At 43.4% G+C, this 21,236-nt stretch carries 19 protein-coding genes; 6 read left to right on the top strand and 13 right to left on the bottom strand.

Going from position 1 to position 21,236, the window contains the following annotated elements:
* Window positions 1-58: 58 nt before the first annotated feature.
* The 5 genes from PU629_RS01300 to PU629_RS01280 all read right to left on the bottom strand — a co-directional run bounded on the left by PU629_RS01300 (window position 59) and on the right by PU629_RS01280 (window position 8,555).
* Entirely contained in the window at window positions 59-2,983 is a 2,925-nt protein-coding gene (locus tag PU629_RS01300; RefSeq protein ID WP_275282459.1) for a PAS domain S-box protein, read from the bottom strand.
* 477 nt (window positions 2,984-3,460) lie between these two features.
* Entirely contained in the window at window positions 3,461-4,414 is a 954-nt protein-coding gene (locus PU629_RS01295) for an L-threonine 3-dehydrogenase (RefSeq protein WP_275282458.1), read from the bottom strand.
* Between the two features lie 47 nt (window positions 4,415-4,461).
* Window positions 4,462-5,652, bottom strand: a complete 1,191-nt coding sequence (locus tag PU629_RS01290; RefSeq protein WP_275282457.1) for a glycine C-acetyltransferase — start codon at window positions 5,650-5,652, stop codon at window positions 4,462-4,464.
* Between the two features lie 381 nt (window positions 5,653-6,033).
* Window positions 6,034-7,017 (bottom strand): aldo/keto reductase, encoded by a 984-nt coding sequence (locus PU629_RS01285; RefSeq protein WP_275282456.1) that lies wholly within the window; start codon window positions 7,015-7,017, stop codon window positions 6,034-6,036.
* A 125-nt stretch (window positions 7,018-7,142) separates the two neighbouring features.
* A complete protein-coding gene (locus PU629_RS01280; RefSeq protein ID WP_275282455.1) occupies window positions 7,143-8,555 on the bottom strand; it encodes a DEAD/DEAH box helicase in 1,413 nt (470 codons plus the stop codon).
* Between the two features lie 154 nt (window positions 8,556-8,709).
* Here PU629_RS01280 and PU629_RS01275 point away from each other — a divergent pair, with 154 nt between their 5' ends.
* The gene (locus PU629_RS01275; RefSeq protein ID WP_275282454.1) at window positions 8,710-8,925 is read left to right on the top strand and encodes a hypothetical protein; all 216 of its coding nucleotides are present in this window, start codon (window positions 8,710-8,712) and stop codon (window positions 8,923-8,925) included.
* A gap of 395 nt (window positions 8,926-9,320) precedes the next feature.
* Here PU629_RS01275 and PU629_RS01270 read toward each other — a convergent pair whose 3' ends face one another.
* Together PU629_RS01270 and rsgA are read right to left on the bottom strand one after the other, a co-directional pair.
* Window positions 9,321-11,213 carry an ABC-F family ATP-binding cassette domain-containing protein gene (locus tag PU629_RS01270; protein WP_275282453.1) on the bottom strand — a complete coding sequence of 631 codons (1,893 nt, stop codon included), beginning with the start codon at window positions 11,211-11,213 and terminating at the stop codon, window positions 9,321-9,323.
* A 181-nt stretch (window positions 11,214-11,394) separates the two neighbouring features.
* Entirely contained in the window at window positions 11,395-12,438 is a 1,044-nt protein-coding gene (gene rsgA, locus PU629_RS01265) for a ribosome small subunit-dependent GTPase A (RefSeq protein ID WP_275282452.1), read from the bottom strand.
* Between the two features lie 289 nt (window positions 12,439-12,727).
* Here rsgA and PU629_RS01260 point away from each other — a divergent pair, with 289 nt between their 5' ends.
* Complete coding sequence (locus tag PU629_RS01260) at window positions 12,728-13,471, top strand: MBL fold metallo-hydrolase (protein WP_275282451.1); 744 nt, start codon at window positions 12,728-12,730, stop codon at window positions 13,469-13,471.
* A 143-nt stretch (window positions 13,472-13,614) separates the two neighbouring features.
* Here PU629_RS01260 and proC read toward each other — a convergent pair whose 3' ends face one another.
* Window positions 13,615-14,436: a pyrroline-5-carboxylate reductase gene (proC, locus tag PU629_RS01255; RefSeq protein ID WP_275282450.1), complete on the bottom strand. Its 822-nt coding sequence runs from the start codon at window positions 14,434-14,436 to the stop codon at window positions 13,615-13,617.
* Between the two features lie 258 nt (window positions 14,437-14,694).
* Between proC and PU629_RS01250 the strand changes: the two genes are divergently transcribed.
* Window positions 14,695-15,519 (top strand): ATP-grasp domain-containing protein, encoded by an 825-nt coding sequence (locus PU629_RS01250; protein ID WP_275282449.1) that lies wholly within the window; start codon window positions 14,695-14,697, stop codon window positions 15,517-15,519.
* A gap of 251 nt (window positions 15,520-15,770) precedes the next feature.
* On the opposite strand, the gene PU629_RS01245 is transcribed toward PU629_RS01250, so the two are convergent.
* From PU629_RS01245 to PU629_RS01230, 4 genes are read right to left on the bottom strand one after another with little or no spacing between them, the layout of a single operon-like run.
* Complete coding sequence (locus tag PU629_RS01245; RefSeq protein ID WP_275282448.1) at window positions 15,771-16,214, bottom strand: threonine/serine exporter family protein; 444 nt, start codon at window positions 16,212-16,214, stop codon at window positions 15,771-15,773.
* Window positions 16,211-16,981, bottom strand: coding sequence for a threonine/serine exporter family protein (locus tag PU629_RS01240; RefSeq protein WP_275282447.1), 771 nt, complete (start codon window positions 16,979-16,981; stop codon window positions 16,211-16,213). Before PU629_RS01240 ends, PU629_RS01245 begins: the two co-directional genes overlap by 4 nt.
* A 50-nt stretch (window positions 16,982-17,031) precedes the next feature.
* On the bottom strand, window positions 17,032-17,622 hold the full coding sequence (locus PU629_RS01235; RefSeq protein WP_275282446.1) for a GNAT family N-acetyltransferase: 591 nt from the start codon (window positions 17,620-17,622) through the stop codon (window positions 17,032-17,034).
* A gap of 31 nt (window positions 17,623-17,653) precedes the next feature.
* Window positions 17,654-18,982: an ATP-binding protein gene (locus PU629_RS01230; protein WP_275282445.1), complete on the bottom strand. Its 1,329-nt coding sequence runs from the start codon at window positions 18,980-18,982 to the stop codon at window positions 17,654-17,656.
* Between the two features lie 145 nt (window positions 18,983-19,127).
* Between PU629_RS01230 and PU629_RS01225 the strand changes: the two genes are divergently transcribed.
* From PU629_RS01225 to PU629_RS01215, 3 genes are all read left to right on the top strand, one after another.
* Window positions 19,128-19,346 (top strand): hypothetical protein, encoded by a 219-nt coding sequence (locus PU629_RS01225; protein WP_275282444.1) that lies wholly within the window; start codon window positions 19,128-19,130, stop codon window positions 19,344-19,346.
* Between the two features lie 96 nt (window positions 19,347-19,442).
* Window positions 19,443-20,087: a hypothetical protein gene (locus PU629_RS01220; RefSeq protein ID WP_275282443.1), complete on the top strand. Its 645-nt coding sequence runs from the start codon at window positions 19,443-19,445 to the stop codon at window positions 20,085-20,087.
* A 655-nt stretch (window positions 20,088-20,742) separates the two neighbouring features.
* A complete protein-coding gene (locus tag PU629_RS01215; protein WP_275282442.1) occupies window positions 20,743-20,970 on the top strand; it encodes a hypothetical protein in 228 nt (75 codons plus the stop codon).
* A gap of 58 nt (window positions 20,971-21,028) precedes the next feature.
* Here PU629_RS01215 and PU629_RS01210 read toward each other — a convergent pair whose 3' ends face one another.
* Window positions 21,029-21,208, bottom strand: a complete 180-nt coding sequence (locus PU629_RS01210) for an H-type small acid-soluble spore protein (protein WP_275282440.1) — start codon at window positions 21,206-21,208, stop codon at window positions 21,029-21,031.
* Between the last annotated feature and the right edge of the window lie 28 nt (window positions 21,209-21,236).

Raw genomic sequence — 21,236 nt, 5'->3', positions numbered from 1 at the left:
ACATTCTGCGTCAATTAAGGTGTCAAAATGACTATGGATGGTCACCCTTTTAGAGCATTTATGAATGACTGTTAGTTATTATACCATTTTTATTTATTTGAGGAAGTCGAACCTTAATCGTGGTTCCAACGTTCAATTGACTTTTTACTTTTATTGTTCCTCTATGAGCTTCAATAATGCGGTAGCTCACCATCAGCCCAAGGCCTGTCCCCTTCTCCTTTGTAGTATAGAAAGGTTCACCAAGCTTCTCCATGCGCTCTTCTGAAATGCCAACCCCTTGGTCTTGTATCGCTATTTCGTAATAGCCATTTATAAGCCGGAGGTAAACCGTCATGATTCCTCCAGAAGCGCTCATTGCCTCAATGCCATTTTTTATAATGTTAACCAACACTTGTTTTAATTGATCAGGCTGTCCCTCTATCCATGCCTCCTCGTGCTCAATCTGATTATAGAATTCAAATTGAACATTATGGAGATGGGCCTCTGTTTCAAATAATTTAAGCACCTGCTGACACATATTCACAAGTTCAACTTCAGAAAAGTGATGAGCCTGAGGTTTAGCTAACAGCAGGAGTTCACCCGATATAAAATGAATGCGATCAATCTCCGATAACATGATCTCATAAAATTGTTCTTGTTCCTCTGATTCGTTCCGATCGCTCATTAATTGCAAAAACCCTTTTAAAGAGGTTAATGGATTACGAATTTCATGGGCAACGCCTGCTGCCAACTGCCCGACAACAGACAATTTCTCTGTCTTTCGGAGCAATTCTTCCGTCTTCAATCGCTCATCCTTCTCAATGAGTAAATGAAGAAGGTCGGCCATCGTTCTAACAAAATTCTGCTCATCATAATCCCAATTCATACGATTCTCTTTCTTAGAGAACGCAACAAGACCGATTAATCGTTTCCCTGTAAAAAGAGGGGCCACAACAACCGAATGAATTTGATTAGCTTTTAAGTTCTGTGCTACAAATTCTTTTAAGAGGTGATCCCCGCGGTCTAAAACAAATACGCGATCCTGATTTATGGATTTGTAAAAATTGGGGATTGGAAGAACATCCAAGCGTTTCCCACTCGAATGCTTCTGTTTATCCTGTTCAAACAAGTCCTGGCAAACTAACTCCTGTTTGTCCTCGGAATACATCCAGACACTTGCGCCATCAATATCCAATACTTCAACTGATTTTTCATTCATTATCTTTATCGCCTCATGGAGCGGATAATCATGAATGTTCACATTTAACTCTTGAAGGGCTTGCTGCTGTTTCCGGAAGTTCTCCACTTTTCTTTGCCCTTCCGCTTCCTGCTTTAATCGGTCGCAGATATTCCGAAACGTGACAACTGTTCCCGTCACTTCACCGTGTTCCATGATAGGTGAGGCAATGAATTCAACCGGAATAAGGTGACCTTCTTTGTGAACAAAGAGTTCCCGATCGGATTGAAACGTTTCTTTTTCTCTTAGAGAGCGCAAAATTTTGCTCGTTCGGAGAATTTGCGCAAGCGGACCCGTTTGTTGAATATGGAGAATTTGATGCACCGACTTTCCAATCAGGGCATTCGCCTCATAGCCCAAAATAGTGGCGGCAGAATGGTTGCAAAAGATAATCAAGCCTTCCGGGTCAATCCCGTATATTCCATCTCCGGCCGCATGAAGGATGGAATCATTTTGGTAATGGAGGCGTTCAATCTCTTGTTTTGCCCGCTCGCGTTCGGTAATATCTCGGGAGACAATGACACAGTTTTCAATTTCGCCATCAGAATTTAAAATAGGCGAACTGCTTGATTCGATAATCATTTTTCGACCTTCATTGTTCCTTGTTTCCATGACAAAGTTCATTTTAATTTTGGAGCCAATGGCCTTCATGATCTTTTCTTTATTCTCGGTTTCTATATAAATATCAGAATCCCAAATATTCTTTCCGGTTATAAGCGTGTTGGCATAGCCAAAGATTTCTTGAATGGAAGGTGAAGCATATGTGATCGTCCCCTCACGATCGAACAGGACAATGATATCTGATGTATTCTCCGCAATCATGCGGTATATCTCTTCACTTTTTTGGAGTTCTGATTGGCGAATTTGATGATGCCTGACCGCGAGTTCCACTAGATGGGAAAATAAATCGATTGCCTTAAGGTCATACTTGGAAGGTGAACGAGGCTCTCTGTTAAATATGACAAGGGCTCCAATTGCTTGATCGCTATGATCGACGATAGGGTTTGACCAGCAGGCGGTAAAGCCCCACTCAAGAATTTTATCCTTGTGAGGGAGCCAAATGGGATCTAGTCTAATATCTGGAGTCATAATCGCTCTTGGTCGATATAAAAATTGTCCAATCATACTTTCAGCAGGACCAATTTTAAATCCGAGAACACAATTATGAAAATCAGCGGATAGGCTTGGTGCCGCCGAAAAATGAATCGCCTTATCTTCTAGAAGCATAATGGAACAAGTCCCACTAGTAATCATTTCGACCTCTGTCGCTATCAAATCCATGGTCTCATTGATTCCCCAATTTTTCACAATCGCTTCTATAATCTTTTTTTCGCTTTCCAAAAATTGCTCATAAAAGACGATATTCGTGCAGTTCCGACAATAAACATTATAATATATTATATTTTCAGAATCTCGACCGCGCCTCATTTGAAGGTCATACCACTCTATTTTCCCAGTTTGAGAAACGAGTCTGCATCTTAGTCCGCTCTCTTTCATCTCATTTTCTTCAAGGACTTCAAAATAATCTTGGACCAACGCTCGGTCTGTCAATGCAGCTAAATCCATAAAATTAAGTTTATGTAAGTAGTAATCAGCAGGAAGTTCAAAAACCTCGATGCCTTTTTGGGAAAGATGTTGAATGGTCAAGTTACTGTCTAATAAAAAATGAATACTAGGGATCTCATTGACATTTATATTAAGCATCCTATTTTGGGCTATTACTGAAGATCTATCCATATTTTGGGCTATTACTGAAGATCTATCCATAAATCTCTCCCCTTGCTACTACGAATAATTGAACTTCCATCCATTAATTAGAAAAACTCGGCTTTCTCATATCATTCTCTTTAATTGCTTCATGATTTTACTTCTTCTCATCATGCATGCTTTGCGAAAAATCCACTTCTTTTCTCTTAGAATCTTAAGCACAACTTATACGTTTTGATAGTATAAAAAAAGACGTCCTAAAGAACGCACCATGTCTACTATAAGGCAGCCTCAAGGCAATATGGCTAATGGTCCTCCATTTAACCCATTTCACAATCTATCTTTTTTACCAACCAAAAAGACTAAGATAGGTTAGGAAGTAATCTCAATTATGTTAGATCTCTTTACAAAACCAATTATTACCTTTAATATATCATTTTTTGAAAAGGTCTCCAAGTCATTTTTCTGACATCTCTTTCCTTGATCCCTCTTAATTAGAGGGGCACCCTCTAGTTAAAAATGCAAAAAGCCGGCTCTCTACTTAGAGCCGACTTTTTGTTTGAGTTTTTGCAGCATATCTTGTGTCATCTTCTCAAGCGTATAAATAGGTGTAAAGCCCCATTCTTCAGCGGCCGCCGTTGCATCGATTGAATTCGGCCAGCTTTCAGCGATGGCTTGCCTGATCGGATCAACCTTGTAATCCAATTTAAAATCAGGTAAAAGCGTTCTAATTGCCGCACCGATCATTTCCGGGTCGACACTCATAGCGGTCACATTATAGGCATTTCGATGATGAAGTGCATCGGAATCTGCCTCCATCAATTGGACTACAGCCTGCAGCGCATCCGGCATATACATCATATCCATAAATGTTCCCTTATCTATGAAGGATGTATAGCTGCGAGTTTTAACCGCTTGATAATAAATATCAACCGCATAATCCGTAGTCCCGCCGCCTGGTGGTGTCACATAGGAAATTAATCCAGGGAAGCGAAGACCTCTTGCATCTACGCCATATTTACAAAAGTAATAATCACAGAGCAGTTCTCCTGCCACTTTATTGACTCCATACATGGTGGTAGGACGCTGAATCGTCACCTGTGGCGTCTGATCTTTCGGTGTAGACGGCCCGAACGCCCCGATTGAACTCGGGACAAAAAGTTGACTTTGCGTTTCTTTGGCTGCCTCTAACGCATTAAGCAGACCGCCCATATTTAAATTCCAGGCAAAAAGCGGATTCCGTTCAGCCGTTGCTGAGAGAAGAGCGGCCAGGTGAATGATTGTGTCCGCCTTAAAATTCTTGGCAAGTTCATGCATTCTCTTCCCATCAGTAACATCTAGAATTTCAAACGGGCCTGATTGCACGACATCCGATTCAATTTGACGAATATCGGTTGCTAACACGTGATCCGCCCCATAGATCTCCCTTAGCTTCATAGTGAGTTCTGAACCAATCTGACCAAGAGCTCCTGTAACAAGTATTTTATCCACAAGAATGGCCTCCGAAAAAAATATAAATTTATTAGTATTGTATGAATTTAAATGACACCAAGTTCTTTCCCAACTTTTTCATAAACGGATAAGGCTTGATCCAGCATTTCTTTCGTATGGGCTGCTGTCGGCATGTTTCTGACCCGGCCAGTCCCACGAGGTACAGTTGGGAAAACAATGGATTTGGCGTACACGCCCTCTTCATACAGACGCTTACTAAAAGCCTGTGTTTTCACCTCATCACCAATGATACATGGTGTTATCGGGGTTTCACTCACTCCTATATTAAAACCTAGCTTTTTGAGTCCATCCTTTAAATAGCTTCCATTTTCCCAAAGTTTTTCATTAAGCGACGTACTTTCAAGCAAAAGGTCAATCGATTCCATGCAAGCCGCTACATCAGCTGGTGTCAGAGCGGTGGAGAATAAGAATGGACGGCTTCTTACTTTCAACCAATCAATAAGAATTTGTTTTCCGGCCACATAACCGCCAACAACCCCAATGGCCTTAGACAAGGTTCCAATTTGAAAATCGACTTGATCAGAAAGACCAAAATGGCTGACTGTTCCCGAGCCTTTTCCCATGACACCTGAACCATGAGCATCGTCCACATAAGTAATCAAGTCATACCTTTTGGCAATTTCAACGATTTCAGGAAGCTTTGCCACATCCCCATCCATTGAAAAAACGCCATCCGTTATCACCATGACTTTATTGTATTGGCCCGACTCTACTGCTTCCTTTGCTTTTTTATCTAAATCTTCCATGTCAGAGTGATTAAATCGAATCACTTTTGCTTTTGATAAGCGGCAGCCATCAATAATCGAAGCATGGTTAAGCTCATCAGACAAAATCGCATCGTTCTGGTCCATAACCGCTGAAATAGCCGCCATATTACAATTAAAACCGGATTGATAAGCGATCGCTGCCTCCGTATGTTTAAACGTAGCCAACTTCTCTTCAAGCTTAAGATGGATATCAAGCGTCCCATTAATCGTCCGAACGGCTCCGGCCCCTACACCGTATTTTTCAATGGCATCCTTCGCCGCCTTTTTTAAGCGCGAATCGGTTGCAAGACCTAAATAATTATTAGAAGATAAATTCACCAAGGACTGACCTTTAATTTGAATCATTGGCCCATTTGCACTCTCAAGCGGCTCGATTTCATTGTAAAGCCCTTTTGATTTTAAATCCTGCAAATTATCTTCAAGAAATTGATCCAACTTTCGACTTCCCATCTATAATCCCTCCATTAAAAAAAATAGTGTTTTATCAATAGACAGCGTTAGTGACCCGTTTTTATTACTTTATTAAGAGGAAACCATCCACCGAAAAGGCACGAATGTCCTTCTGGTATGTACAACCCTTTAGAAAAAAGGTATTTTCCCCAACATTATAACATGTTTCTATAAATTTGTTTACTCAAGATGGACATCAACAATCTTTATTTTTGATGCTCCTCGCCCCTTATATTGTGTGCTATTCCCCCAGAATAAATAAAACCGGCACAGTTCCTCCTATTAAGGAAACTGACCGGCTTCTTTAAATAGCTTAATTTAATTTTATTGTTTTTTGGCTCGCTTTCCACGGGAACCTCATCTATTCCGAAAAGGCGCTAATTAATAAACCCCTCTAATATGTGCATGGACTTGATCGCGGTAAAATTCAGCAAGTCGGGCTTGTTCTTCTTCTGTAAAGGACGGTACTTCAGTTGCCTTTAAGTTATCCTCTACTTGAGCCACTGTTTTAAAGCCAGGAATGACACTTGTGACCGCTTCTTGGTCCAAAATCCAGCGAAGAGCCGCACGCGTCATGTTCCCTCTTCCCTCTGCAATCCATTGAAGCTGTTGGCTTAATTCAACACCCTTAGCGAACTCAAGCCCGCCAAATGTTTCCCCAACGTTAAAGGCCTCACCATTTTTATTAAACGAACGGTGATCATCCGCTTCAAAAGTAGCTTCTTTCGTAAACTTTCCTGTGAGCAGGCCGCTGGCAAGCGGAACACGTGCCAGAATGCCCACTTTTTTCTCAAGGGCTGCAGGAAACAGCTCACCAAGCGGTTTTTGCCTTAACAAGTTAAAAATGACCTGCAGGCTGCTGACATTTGGCTGTTCAAGGCAAAATAACCCTTCTTCTACCGTTTCAACACTTACACCATAATAGCGGATCTTACCTTCTTGTTTTAGATCATCTAAGACATTGAAAACGTCCCCATTTTTTAGAATCTCAAATGGCGGACAGTGAATTTGAATCAAGTCCAACTGATCACGCTGGAGACGCTTCAGGCTTCCCTCTACATAACGCGTAACTGATTCTTTTGAATAAGTGGCAGGATCATGGATATCACCGGCTCGGCAAAACTTCGTCGCAATATAGATGGAGTCCTCTTTGCCTTTTGTAGCTTTTGCAAGGAGCTCTTCACTGTGGCCGTCACCATAAACATCAGCCGTATCGAAAAAGTTAACTCCGGCCTCCATTGCCTTCTCAAGGCCTCTCAAGGCTTCCGCATCATTTGTATGGCCCCAGCTGCCGCCAATGGCCCAAGTTCCAAAACTGAGTTCACTAATATGTAAATCGGTTGATCCAAGCTGTCTTTTTTTCAAATGGAATCCCTCCCAGGCTTTATTCAGACTACCACAAATATTGTAGCATCTTTAATGACAGATTACCTATTAAAACGCGCCTCCTCGGTAATCTCCCCAAGGATGCGCGCTTAACCGGTTAACTCTTATCTTGAAGATCGCCTTGAATTTCTTGAACGTGATGCCGGCTTTTGAGAAGGGCGCCGATTATCGTTGCGCTCAGGTCGCCCCGAACGTTCCTCGCGATTAACAGGGGTACGTTCTTGACCGGGTCTTCCGCTTCCTCTTCTTCCCTTAGAGGTAGAGGCAGAACGCCCTTCACCCATGCGGCTGGTGCGTTCTCGCGATTCCCTTCCCTGTGTTCCGGAAGCTCGCTTTGGCGTCCGCTCGCGACGATCAGACTTCATCGGGGCGTCATGGCCATTAACAGTCGGAGCCGGTCGCGTCCCTCCATCTATATCCTTCCAAGTGATTTGACCATTGACTGCTTTATATAGTCGCCGAAATTCATCATGCTCACGTGGTCCAACAAACGTAATCGCAAGTCCAGATTCACCTGCGCGCCCTGTTCGGCCGATGCGATGAATGTAGCTGTCTTTGTCCGCCGGAAGATCGTAATTGATAACATGTGTCACCCCTTGGACATCTAGACCCCTAGCGGCCACATCCGTTGCTACAAGAATTTGAATCTCCGCATCGCGGAATCGCTTCATGACACGTTCGCGCTTAGCCTGTGACAGGTCACCGTGAAGCTCATCAGACAAATAGCCTTTTCCTAGTAACGACTCGTTAAGATGGCTCGCCCGTCGCTTAGTTCGACAAAATACAAGCGCCAAATAAGGACGAAATTGATCAATAATTTTACAAAGCTTGTCAAACTTAGTACGATCTGTCGTCTCAATGGCGATTTGCTTGATATCAGGTTTTAATTCATCCGTTGCTTTTATCCGGATGTCCTTTGCATTCCGCATAAATTGTTTAGACAATTGACGCACTTGATCGGGCATTGTCGCTGAAAACAGCATCGTTTGCCGACTGTTTGGCGTCAATCGTATGAGAGACTCGACTTCTTTTAAAAATCCAAAATGAAGCATTTGATCCGCCTCATCGAGAACGAGCATTCGCAGTCCACCTAATTTGATCGTGCCCCTTCTCACATGATCAAGCAAGCGTCCCGGCGTCCCGACCACAATATGTACGCCTTTTTCCAGCTTATGAAGCTGTTTTTCAACATCTTGCCCGCCATATGCCGCAAGCAACTGTATGGCTCCTGGATCAGGATTTAACTTCTTAATTTCTGCTGTAATTTGAATCGCAAGCTCTCGGGTGGGTGTCACTATGAGCGCTTGAATCTGATGCTGTTCAGGCTGAATCCGCTGTAAAATAGGCAGAACAAATGCCATTGTTTTTCCCGAACCTGTTTCGGCACGGCCAATAACATCTCTTCCGCTTAATAAAAGCGGTATAGCTTCCTCCTGAATCGGGGTAGGCTGAGCAATCCCCTGTTCTTTTAACTTTTCAATAAGTGCTTGAGAAACACCTAATTTGTCGAATGTCATTTATCGATCACCACATTTCTAGTCACTACAGTTTAGTATGCTGTACCCACTATCATACCATTCGTCCCAACAAGAAAGCACTAAATCATTTGGCCAATTGAAAATTACAGCCCCACAGATCAGAAAAACTAACATTTTATTGGTGGGATTGGCCTTGGTGGCGGGGGAGCGTTTGAGGTTTCCTCCTATTGTTGGCGGCGCATTTGACCTTCTGGCATTTTTGGGCAAGCTTCTTGGATTTTTGATTGACCTTCTCGGATTTTTCTTCGACCTTCTTAGATTTTGCGCCCACCTTCTTGGATTTTCCTCCTATCGAGGGGGCGCAAATGTGACCTTCTGGCATTTTTGGACAAGCTTCTTGGATTTTTGATTGACCTTCTCGGATTTTTCTTCGACCTTCTTAGATTTTGCGCCCACCTTCTTGGATTTTCCTCCTATCGAGGGGCGCAAATGTGACCTTCTGGCATTTTTGAGCAAGCTTCTTGGATTTTTGATTGACCTTCTCGGATTTTTCTTCGACCTTCTTGGATTTTGCGCCCACCTTCTTGGATTTTCCTCCTATCGAGGGGGCGCTCGTTTAACCTTCTGGCATTTTGGGGCAAGCTTCTTGGATTTTTGATTGACCTTCTAGGATTTTTCTTCGACCTTCTTAGATTTTGCCCCACCTTCTTGGATTTTTCACCAACCTTCTCGGATTGCGCATCCCAACTTTTTATGCGCCTACCATCAAACAGAAAAAGCGCCGCAGTCTTGCGGCGCTTTTTGTTATTCTTCTATTTCTTCAATTAATAGTGACAGTTCTGTCCAGCGGTCCATTGCTTTTTCTAATGCTTCTTCGGCGGTTTGTTGTTCGCGGAACAATTCTGCTGCTTTGCCGGCGTCGCTGCCTGATTTTTCTATTTCAAGTTGAATTTCGTTCACTCGGTTTTCAAGTTTTGCAATCTTATCTTCAATTTCTGCCCATTCTTTTTGCTCATTATAAGACAATTTTTTGCGCTTCTCTTTTTGAGGTTTTTTTTCACTCAATTTGTGTTTCGGCGCATTAACAACTGCTTCTCTTAGCTCTCTTCCTTGCTCTAAGTAATCTGAATAACTGCCTTCAAACCGTTCTATTTGCCCATTTCCATTAAACACTAGAAGATGTTCGACGACTCGGTCCAGAAAATAGCGGTCATGGGAGACGGTAATGACTACCCCTCTGAATTGTTCAAGGTAGTCTTCAAGAATGCTTAAGGTTTCTGTGTCCAAATCATTGGTCGGCTCATCTAAGAAAAGAACATTGGACTCTCCCATTAACACCCTTAATAAATACAGCCTCCGCTTTTCGCCACCAGAAAGGCGGCTAATCTTATTCCACTGCGCACTTCTAGGAAAGAGAAATCGCTCAAGCATTTGTTCAACCGTAATCGTGATTCCGTCAGCTGTGGTGACAACCTCAGCAACTTCCTTTATATAATCTATAACTCTAAGATTCAAATTGATCTCTTGGTTCTCTTGTGTGTAGTAGCCGATTTTAACCGTTTCTCCGATCTCAATTTGTCCGCTGTCAGGAGTCAGTCTACCCGCCATTAAATTCAGAAGTGTCGTCTTGCCGCTCCCGTTCGGTCCTATAATTCCAAGGCGCTCACCAGGGACGACCAGATAATCAAAATCATGAAAAAGGAGGCTTGTACCGACCTTTTTCGCTACCTCTTCAAGTTGAATGACTTTCTTTCCGAGACGCTGCGAGCCGAGCGCCATATCCATGGCCTCTCCCTTTTGCATCGGTTCATCCTCTTGCAAGGCATGTACGCGATCAATGCGTGCTTTCTGCTTAGTTGAACGTGCTTTAGCTCCCCGCCTGAGCCAAGCAAGCTCGCGCCTTAATGTGTTTTGCCTTTTTTCCTCATTGGAACGTTCTTTCTCCTCACGCACCGCTTTTTTCTCTAGGAACACTTCATAGTTCCCTTCGTAACGGTACAGTTGCCCGGAATCCAGTTCAAAAATTCGGGTGGTCACACGATTTAAGAAATACCGATCATGCGTGACTAAAAGGAGAGCTCCTGGATAGCTCTGCAAATAGCTCTCTAACCATTCGATGGTCGAGTTGTCTAAATGGTTGGTCGGCTCATCAAGGATTAACAGATCAGCCGGCTGAATAAGTGCTTGAGCCATTGCCACACGCTTTCGTTGCCCGCCTGACAATTCTAGGACAGATTGATTGAAAAAGTTAACCCCTAGCTGAGTTAAGATGGTTTTGGCCAGTGTGCTGGCCGTCCAAGCATCCGCTTCATCCATCCTCTGCTGGGCTTTCGAGAATTGCGCTTGAACAGCCGGATCTTCTGGCCGTTGTTCCAAATCATATAAAGCTTTTTCATACGCCTTGAGCGTTTTCATGACTGGGGAGTCTCCACTGAACACATACTCAAGCACGGTTTCTTCTTTATCAAAGGAAGGGTCCTGCGGCAAATAGGCGAGCTTGAATGCCTTTGCATGAAGAATGTCACCCATTTCAGCAGGCTCAATGCCCGCTATTGCCTTTAAAAGCGTTGACTTCCCTGTACCATTGACACCAATTAATCCAATGCGATCCCGATCTTCTATAGTAAAAGAGAGGTGATCAAATAACCGCTTCTCTCCATAGGATTTTGTTAGATTTTCAGCGATTAAGACACTCACTTATCATCCACCTCTTCCAATTGGTCCTCTAATCCAGTTCACGTAATACCCTTATTATTATAAAGATTCTAGGCTTCTTTTCAAATTCAAAACCATTTGAGGGTCCCGCCTACCACGTTAAGCCGCCAAGTCCCATAATAAAAAGCTCTTTGAAGAACATCCTCAAGGAGCTTTTGATTGTCTATTTCAATTTTCTAAACCGTTGTGATTGTATCCGTGAAGCACGGTTGGTTCCATATTTTTCTTTCAATTCTTGGAAAGCCAACTCTTTTTGAAGCTTAACATAGCTTTGATAGCGCTCCTCTGACAGTTCGCCGCTTTCAATGGCCTTCCCTACCGCACATCCCGGTTCCCCTTTATGCTGGCAGTCCCGGAATCGGCAATTTTTTTCAAGTGCTTCAATATCTTGAAAGATCGCCTTGGCCGAATCTCCATCAGCCCAGAGTTGGAGCTCTCTCATCCCAGGAGTGTCAATCACAACACCGCCTCCGGGAAGAATAAAAAGTTCTCGATGGGTAGTGGTATGCCGCCCCTTGCCGTCCTCTTCGCGAATCCCTTGAGTTTTTTGGAAAACCCCACCGAGCAGTTGATTCACTACGGTTGATTTCCCGATACCGGATGAGCCTATTAGAGAAATTGTTTTTCCCCTTTGTATATAAGGTTCTAAGGCTTCCATTCCCTCATTGTGAAGCGCATCCACCGCAATAATAGGAACCCCAAACGCAATCTCTTCTAATGTGCGTATGTTCTCATCTACATTTTCACATAGATCTCTTTTTGTTAGCAAAAAGGCCGGATTCGCTCCGCTATCATAGACTTGTGTGAGATAGCGTTCCAAACGGCGCAAATTAAAGTCTTGGTTGAGTGCGCTCACGAGAAACACCGTGTCGACATTCGCCGCAATGAGTTGCTCTTCAACCCTTTCACCTGCTACCTGGCGCGAAAGAAGGCTTTTCCGTTCAAAGAGCTTATGAATTCTCCCTTTTGATTCACCTGGCAGAGGCTCGAACAGCACCCAGTCCCCCACACAAGGAAAATCGGCGGTTCCTGTGACATGATGATAAAATTTTCCCGTTACGTCTGCAAAGCATTCGCCTTCTTCGTAAAACACTTTATATAACCCGTTAGAAGCGAGACCTACTCGCCCCACTTTTAAACGATCATCCTTCGTTCTTTCTTGTTCCGCAAAGAAAGCGGAATACCCTAAATCGTCCAAATGAAACAATCCGTTTCCTCCTTATAGTTGGAGGACCAAAGGGCACTACCTCTAAAAGTCCTCCCCGCAAAATCCATTACCATTCTGAGTACTTCTTAGTTTTACAATCGACATAAAACATCACGCTCCTCTCATAGTTAGGAAAATTATACTAAAATTTAAAGCGCTTAACAATGCCATTTTATAAGAAAAAGTTTGAAAAGGAACTCATATTTTTTGTAATAGAAAAGATTAACTGTAAAATAATAAGTGACCTATATTTTTATTTTGGAGGTGACGGTCGTTTAACGACCTTGTTATGAAAATTGGCAATCATGTTGAAGCCCTTGAGCTTTCTATGAATTTCTCTGGTACTCCCAGCATTATTTACCCTACTGCCATCTGGAATGATGAAGGTGTCACACTTTTTGATACAGGTGTACCCGGACAATTAGAGGCATTCAAAGATGCCCTCAGCAAAATTGGGAAATCTTTATCTGATGTTAAACAGATTGTTCTGACTCACCAAGATATCGACCATATCGGCAGTCTTACAGAGCTTTTAAAAGCTTCTGAGGGTAAGGTCCAAGTGTATGCACACGCTGAGGACATCCCTTACATAGAAGGAGACAAGCCTCTTATTAAATATGATCCCGTTCGCTTTGAAAGTATGTTTGCCTCACTGCCTGAAGAAGTGGGCGCAAAAATGAAAGCTCAGTTTTCTCAGCTTCAGGTAAATAAAGTCGATCACGCTCTTGCTGATGGCGAGGAACTCAGCTTCCTGCCAGGTGTCAAAGTGGTCTTCACCCCTGGCCATACGCCTGGTCATATCAGCCTTTATGTCGAATCAGAGAAACTTTTGATTGCCGGTGACGCCCTAGTTGTAGATGAGAACGGCCAGTTACAAGGTCCCCGCGAGGCTGTCACACCTGACATGGAATCGGCTATGCAGTCGGTTGAAAAATTAACTCATCTAGATATTGATAAAGTCCTTTGCTACCACGGTGGCCTTTATACGAACAACCCTGTTGCCCGTTTAAAGGAAATTGTTCAATCCAAATAAAAAAAAACATGCTACACTCAAAGCTCGTGAGCATCATGTTCTCTAAGTAGTCAGCCATCCAGGAGGCACGCCTCTTGGATGGCTGTTCATTCATATAAACCTGTGGGTGCGTTGGCGTGAAACGCAAGAACCGTCCCCGCGTTTCATTTCTTTAATTCCTGAATGCGGTTGGTGCAGCTGGCCATGGCTTTTAGGATGGTTCCGCGGAATTGTTCTTCTTCAAGGGTCGAGACAGCTGCGATCGTGCTTCCTCCTGGTGAGCAAACCTTATCTTTCAATTCGCCTGGGTGCATGCCTGACTCGAGAACCATTTTAGCAGCTCCGAGTACTGCTTGTGCGGCTAACCGATAAGCTTGGTCACGACTGAGTCCATCCCGTACGCCGCCATCGGCCATGGCCTCGATCATCATATAGACGTAAGCTGGTGAGGAGCCGCTTATCGCCGGTATGGCATCCATTTGAGTTTCGGGAATAACTTCTACTTTTCCAAGATGCGATAACAAGCTAATAACTGCCTCTTTTTCATCCTCCGTGACTTGTTCATTGACACTTACGGCTGTCATGCCTTCCCCCACAAGAGTAGGCGTATTAGGCATAGTCCGCACCACTTTAACCGCTTTATTGAAATAGGCTTCAACCTGACTCATTGTGATGCCGGCTGCTACTGTTATGACGATGGTTTCGGGTCGAATAACCGTTCGGATCTCTTGGATGACATCTTCATGCCCACCTGGATGAACAGATAGGATGAGACAATCAACGGACTCAGCTACCGTTGTATTCCTAAATGTGGTTTCTATATTGTAGGCCTCTTTAACCTCATCTAACGTTTCTTGTGTCCTGGCACTCCCTATAATTCGGCTCGGATGAATTTGATTGGAATGAACCAACCCTGCAATCATGGCCTGTGCCATTTTCCCACACCCAATAAAACCAACCGATTCTATCACTTCGGTCACTCCCATTCTTAGATTAACCTCTTTGTTTCTTTCGACATTCACCGCATTAACGCTCTAAAACAAATACTTAATTGTCTATTATATACAACATGTCCAAATAATTAAAGGGGGTCAGTCCCTCCCTCATTATATAGAGAGTTTTTTTAAAAATAGCCGAAAAGGCGATTTAGGGGGACAGTCCCCTCTAAAATAAAGCTTGCTTTTTTCGCAAAGCATTTTATAATTATCTCGTTTAGATAACATTTTTCCTAGAGGAGAATCACCATGAGGTTCATCACATTCAACCCGCTTCGGACGGTTGGTATTCCTGATAGTTTATATATAAAACCTGAGCATATGCTTCGTCATAAAGAAGAGATCCTTCAAGCGGATTGGATTCTCTTTCCGGAGTATTGGCAGGTTAATACGCTTGTCTACGGTCTCCACAAAAAAGTGTTTCCTAGTATGGCTGCCTATCATTTGGGTCATAACAAGGTGGAAATGACGCGCGTGTTTCAAGCGATTTGTCCTGAGCATATGCCTTATACCGAGATTCATCCCAGCACACCAAGTGCTATCGAGCAACTATTAGACACCTTTTCCTTTCCTTTTATCGCTAAAGAAATACGGAACTCGATGGGGCGAGGTGTGTTTCTTATTGAAAATGAAAAAGGTCTCCGTGACTACGCTTTACGCAATGACGTGTTATATGTTCAAGAAAAGCTCGATATTGACCGTGACCTGAGAATTACTCTTGTTGGGAAAAAGGTTATTGGTGCTTATTGGCGGATTGGCCGTGATGGCAATCATCTCAATAATGTTTCACAAGGCGGTGAAATTTCATACGATCCGGTCCCTCGTGAAGCCATTGACCTGGTTGAAAGAGTAGCCGATGAGCTTGGGATTGATCATGCAGGTTTTGATGTCGCGATGGTAAACGGCCATCCTTATTTCTTTGAGTTTAATGTCTTATTTGGGAACATCGGATTGAACCAGCTGGATATCTCTATTGAAGAACATATCCTCAGTTACTTGAATAACCTTGATTCTGGCCTGCCTCCCTTCTCACCGCTTACACCTATGCCTCCTTATAGTAAAAAAACCTCGTAAAAGCGGCAGGAAATTATTCAAGAGCTAGTTGCACACGAAAATAGAGGCAGTCGCTGCAAATTTGGTGGGTAAGTGCGGGATTCCCACCAAAATGGGGAACACCGCCTTAAATTTGGTGGGCAACAGCCGTTTGCACACAAAAATAGAGACTTGCCGCCTCCAAAATGGGGGCGAGTGTAGATAAAAACCAGGCCTTAAAGGACATCACATCTAGTCCGCTAAAGGCCTGGTTTTTTATTAAGAATCTCTTTTTAATTGTTGTCTTGTTTATGATTGCCTGTTTTTCTGGACAGTTGATTAAGCACTTCTGAAAAAATGAGTCCGAATGCTATGGAACCGGAAAGCATAAAGGCTCTTGCTGCTAAAGACGTTGCGGTCGCATAATCATTACTGACAAAATGCCGCATTGCGTCATACGCCATTCCCCCTGGAACAAGGGGGATAATCCCAGCGACACTAAAAATAATCATCGGCGTTTTATATAAACGCGCCATGATTTGACTAATAATAGCGACGGTAAAAGCCCCAAAGAGTGTTGCCATAACAGGATTGATCTGATGGATTGACATGGCATAATAGACGACCCATCCAAGCATCCCAACTATTCCGCATTTGAAAAGGGAGGATTTTGGGATATTAAAAATAATGCAAAACATAAGAGACCCAATAAAGCTGGTCAACGCTTGCCAAATCATGACATCCCTCCATAAGTCCAAGCCAAGACGAAGGCAATTCCGGTTCCAATAGCGAAAGCGGTTAGGAAGGCCTCAATCCCCTTGGATAATCCCGCCACCAAATGCCCTGCTATCAGATCGCGAATGGCATTAGTGATCAGAACTCCTGGGACTAGAGGCATCACCGAACCAATAATAATGGTATCCAGAGACTGCCCCCAGCCCGCCTTCACAAAGATCAAAGCGATAATGCCAATCACCAGTGCTGCCAAGCATTCCGCAAAAAATTTAATTTTAACCAGAAAATGAAACCATGAAAAGGCTGAGTAGCCAATGCCGCCCGCAATCAATGCGGGAAGGAAATCATTCCAAACGCCATTATACATGATTAAAAAACAACCGCTGGAAATAGCTGCTGCCGCAATTTTTATAGCCAAAGGATAGCCTTGATTAGACTGCTTAATCTTCTGCAGTTCCTCATAGGCTTGATCAATGGTGTAGGATCCTTTGCTCATTTCTCTAGACAGCTGATTAATAAGAACAACTCTATGAAGATTTGTCGAGCGATCTAAAATACGTACCAGCTTAGTCGAGTCAACCTTATCAATTGAAAAAACAATCCCGGTTGGTGTCACAAAGCTATGAGTCGCAGCATCCGTATAGGCAGCGGCCATTCGCGTCATGGTATCCTCGACACGATGCGTTTCAGCCCCTGACCTTAGCAGCATCTCTCCCGCTAATAAACATACATCCATTAATTTAAGTGATTCTTGCGTGCTTAATCCCATCACAAGCCCTCTCTCTTTTACTAATGATGTGGAGATCATGTGATTGTCTTTCATTTCCTTGAGTCGATTGTCCCTGAAGCCATCCGTAACTCATACTCTTCTTTTAACATGGAATAGACAACTGTATCATGAAACCTTTCTCCATCAAAATCCGTTTGCCTCATAACGCCTTCTTTTTGAAAGCCAAACCGCTCAAGCAATCTCCGGGAACCTTGGTTACCTGCAAAAATGTCACCAACGATTCGGTTCAGGCGTAGTCTCTTGAACCCGTAATCCAGCAGGAAAGGCATGATTTCTGTCATCACACCTTTTTGCTGAAAATGAGGGGAGAGAACCACCCCGATCTCACAGCTTCTGTGCCAGCTTCTTAGCTTATGAAAACGGATCGTCCCTACAATCGAATGCGTGGCTTTATCCTGAATAACCCATGGTATTTCCTTTTTATTTTCAAATGCCGCCAACTGTTCATTAATTTGGTCCTCTAGCTCTGCCAAGGTCTTTACGGGATGCGGCGTGATGAACTGCATCGTTTTTTTGTCGCTTAAAAAAAGGAACAGCGCTTCAGCGTGCTTATGTTCTAATGGCTTTAAAATATAATGCTCTGTTTCAATGGTCGGAATAATTAAGTCAGGTGCTGACATCCTGTCCACCTCTTTATCGTTTTATACGATTTTAAATGGCTGCCCCTTGCTCAGGAGTCGCTTTTGGAAAGGCTAGGGTGAAGACAGAGCCTTTGCCGCGTTCACTTTCAATATTAATGGAGCCCTTCATTGATATTACTATACTATAAACGACCATCATTCCAAGGCCCGTCCCTTTTTCTTTCGTGGAATAATAAGGTTCGCCAATTCGCCTGAGAACCTCTTGTGTCATTCCGACGCCATTATCTTGGATGATAATTTGAACCGCCTCCCCTTGGGCCAATGCCTTCAAGTTAATTTTCCCTTCAGGAGCGCTTGCTTCAACAGCATTCTTAATAATATTGGACAAGCATTGATGAAATTTCTTGGATTCCCCTAGGATATATAAACCACCCTCTATTTGAATCTCTAACCGGATCCCATTTAAATTCACATAAGGGCTTAATAGCCTCCCTAGGTTTTCCAATTCTTCTTTGACAGACAGAGCTTTAGGATTATCAAGGGCAGGCTTTGCAAAGGTGAGATAATCACTTATAATCTCTTCTGCCTGAACCAGTTCCTCTTGAGCCATGGTTAAGTAGTCTTTTACCGTTGGCGCGAGGTCTTCTTTAAGGGCTAACTGCAAAAAACCTTTTGTTACGGTTAGCGGATTACGAACTTCATGTGAGACAGAAGCCGCCAGTTCACTCACAATCTGGGACTTTTCTATTTTTTGTAGATGTTCACGCACTAATTGATCATTTCTAAATTTTTCAAGGGAAAAGATCGTAACACAAAGTCCTAATGATTGAATACACGTCAAATAAACAATTGATCCAATAACGGGTCTAAAGGATTCCTTATCAAATAACCAATCATTAAATATCAATGAATTGGCTAACATAATCAATCCACTAAACACCGTCATCCCAACCACAATAAGTACTTTACGACTGATGCGGCTTCTTACATAGACTTTATCCAAAAGAAACAATAACAGCAGCAGGACTGCATTGGTAATAAGGGCTCCATAAAACCCGTTCCCGCCAATTATGTAACGCGTCACTAAGACTGTAAGAAAGAGAACCACACCATATTTCCTGCCTAAATATAGAAAACCAATGATGATCGGTATTTGCCTTAGATCAAAGATGTGATTGGGCACCACATCAATGGGAAAACCCATCATAAGAAAAAGGACACACATACCAAGGAAGGTGAGATATTTCTTGGCCTTTTCCTTAGCCTTCACTACCTGTTCTGCTTCCGAATCACTAAAAAGAAAACTGAAGTCCGCTTTATTAAAAATAAAAATTAAATAAAATGGCAAGGTGACATAAAGAATATTCAGTAATAAGTTTTCGGCACTTTCAGAAAACATCCTCAACCCTCCATTTCTCATCTGCTTTCATAAGTATAGAATAAAAAAGAAGAGTCGGAAATAAAAGATTAAAAAATAGAATGGGTGCATAATCGCTTATTTCTTAGCCAAACTAACAAATCAGAAAATAAAGGAGGTCTGTAAGATGGGCAAAAAGGATCAGCGCAGAGAAAAAACGAGTCACAACTTGCCTGGAAGTGATAATAATGGGCAAAGCCTGACCAAACAAGAAGGCGGAGAATATCGCAACGGAAGAAAAGCACAGTTTAAAAATCATAACCCGCATGATGAATCCGCTTCTCCAAATGAATATCTAACACCTGAACATCCAACTGAGTATCTAAACTCTAAAGAAGACGAATAAACGATTAGACAATCCTTGGCTTTTGCTTTCCTGCAAAAGCCTTTATTTATACGTTACCCCCCACGATTAAGAGACAAAACAAAGGACGACGTCACGATGCAGATCCCTCGATTCGATTACATACAGATCTCATCAGCAGTCTCTATTTTTAGCGGATTCTCGTTACGCTTAATGACTCAGGTCGCCCATTTCGCGGCAGATAGCGTATTCTCTGTCCTTTACTCCGGCATTCTGGCCCATTTCGCGGCAGATAGCGGATTCTCGTTACGCTCAATCGAATTAGGCGTAACCTCAGTCCCTTATTTCGGCATTCCTGCCCGTTTAGCGGAGGTTAGCGTATCCTTGTTACGCTCAACCGAAATAGGCGTAACCTCAGTCCTTTATTTCGGCATTTCACCCAGTTTAGCGGACGATAGCGTAGCCTCGTTACTCTCAATCGAATTAGGCGTAACCTCAGTCCTTTATTTCGGCATTTTGGCCCATTTCGCGGTGGATAGCGTATCCTCGTTACCCTCAACCCAAATAGGCGTAACCTCAGTCCTTTATTTCGGCATTCTGGCCCATTTCGCGGACGTTAGCGTATTCTCGTTACGCTCATCCAAAATAGGCGTAACCTCAGTCCTTTATTTCGGCATTCTGGCCCATTTCGCGGCGGATAGCGTATTCTCGTTACACTCAACCGAATTAGGCGTAACCTCAGTCCTTTATTTCGGCATTTCGGCCCAGTTTAGCGGAGGATAGCGTATCCTCGTTACGCTCAATCAAAATAGGCGTAACGTCAGTCCCTTATTTCGGCACGTCTGCCCAATCCGAGGAGGATAGCGTATCCTCGTTACCCTCAACCCAAATAGGTGTAACCTCATTCCCTTATTTCGGCACGTCTGCCCGATCCGAGGAGGATAGCGTATTCTCATTACACTCATCCAAAATAGGCGTAACGTCATTCCCTTATTTCGGCATTCCGGCCCGATTCGCGGCGGATAGCGTATTCTCGTTACGCTCAATCGAAATAGGCGTAACCTCATTCTCTTATTTCGGCATTTCACCCAGTTTCGCGGACGTTAGCGTAGCCTCGTTACCCTCAACCGAATTAGGCGTAACGTCAGTCCCTTATTTCGGCATTCCGGCCCATTTCGCGGACGTTAGCGTATTCTCGTTACGCTCATCCAAAATAGGCGTAACCTCAGTCCTTTATTTCGGCATTCTGGCCCATTTCGCGGCAGATAGCGTAGCCTCGTTACGCTCAATCGAATTAGGCGTAACGTCAGTCCCTTATTTCGGCATTCTGGCCCATTTCGCGGCAGATAGCGTATCCTCGTTACGCTCAATCAAAATAGGCGTAACGTCAGTCCCTTATTTCGGCACGTCTGCCCGATCCGAGGAGGATAGCGTATCCTTGTTACCCTCAACCCAAATAGGTGTAACCTCATTCCCTTATTTCGGCACGTCTGCCCGATCCGAGGAGGATAGCGTATTCTCGTTACACTCATCCGAAATAGGCGTAACCTCATTCCCTTATTTCGGCATTCCGGCCCAGTTGCAGGAGGTTAGCGTAGCCACGTTACGTCTAATCGGCCTTTGTGTAACGAGCATTCCTTATTGGCTTAAACGGCTTCCTACATAGAAGCAGGCCATCCGATGAGGCGAATAGAGTTAGTTTTGGTGCCCGCCTAACTCATCTATTAGCCTTCTTCTAATTGGTTGAGTGTCACGACCTGTTCATGGTCAGGCTCATCCAGTGGAAATACTTGTGCAGTTAGACCATCCTCATTCACTTTTTGAATAAACACAGGAATTCCTGCCAAGTTTACTTGAATCATATAATTGGCTTCAAGAATCTCTCTTGCACGGTTGGCATCCAAAAGAGCTCCTCCTTATTTCATTTTTGGT

This window comes from Pullulanibacillus sp. KACC 23026, assembly GCF_029094525.1.
Classification (GTDB): Bacteria; Bacillota; Bacilli; order Bacillales; family Sporolactobacillaceae; genus KACC-23026.
The sequence above is the reverse complement of the archived record's forward strand: the minus strand, read 5'-3'. Positions and strand labels throughout refer to the sequence as shown.

Excerpts from the sequence above, each read along its gene's own strand:
- PU629_RS01300 (WP_275282459.1), bottom strand. The coding sequence starts at position 2,983 with ATGGATAGATCTTCAGTAATAGCCCAAAATATGGATAGATCTTCAGTA.
- PU629_RS01290 (WP_275282457.1), bottom strand. The coding sequence starts at position 5,652 with ATGGGAAGTCGAAAGTTGGATCAATTTCTTGAAGATAATTTGCAGGAT.
- PU629_RS01280 (WP_275282455.1), bottom strand. The coding sequence starts at position 8,555 with ATGACATTCGACAAATTAGGTGTTTCTCAAGCACTTATTGAAAAGTTA.
- PU629_RS01260 (WP_275282451.1), top strand. The coding sequence starts at position 12,728 with ATGAAAATTGGCAATCATGTTGAAGCCCTTGAGCTTTCTATGAATTTC.
- proC (WP_275282450.1), bottom strand. The coding sequence starts at position 14,436 with ATGGGAGTGACCGAAGTGATAGAATCGGTTGGTTTTATTGGGTGTGGG.
- PU629_RS01250 (WP_275282449.1), top strand. The coding sequence starts at position 14,695 with ATGAGGTTCATCACATTCAACCCGCTTCGGACGGTTGGTATTCCTGAT.
- PU629_RS01245 (WP_275282448.1), bottom strand. The coding sequence starts at position 16,214 with ATGATTTGGCAAGCGTTGACCAGCTTTATTGGGTCTCTTATGTTTTGC.
- PU629_RS01240 (WP_275282447.1), bottom strand. The coding sequence starts at position 16,981 with ATGGGATTAAGCACGCAAGAATCACTTAAATTAATGGATGTATGTTTA.
- PU629_RS01235 (WP_275282446.1), bottom strand. The coding sequence starts at position 17,622 with ATGTCAGCACCTGACTTAATTATTCCGACCATTGAAACAGAGCATTAT.
- PU629_RS01230 (WP_275282445.1), bottom strand. The coding sequence starts at position 18,982 with ATGTTTTCTGAAAGTGCCGAAAACTTATTACTGAATATTCTTTATGTC.
- PU629_RS01225 (WP_275282444.1), top strand. The coding sequence starts at position 19,128 with ATGGGCAAAAAGGATCAGCGCAGAGAAAAAACGAGTCACAACTTGCCT.
- PU629_RS01220 (WP_275282443.1), top strand. The coding sequence starts at position 19,443 with ATGCAGATCCCTCGATTCGATTACATACAGATCTCATCAGCAGTCTCT.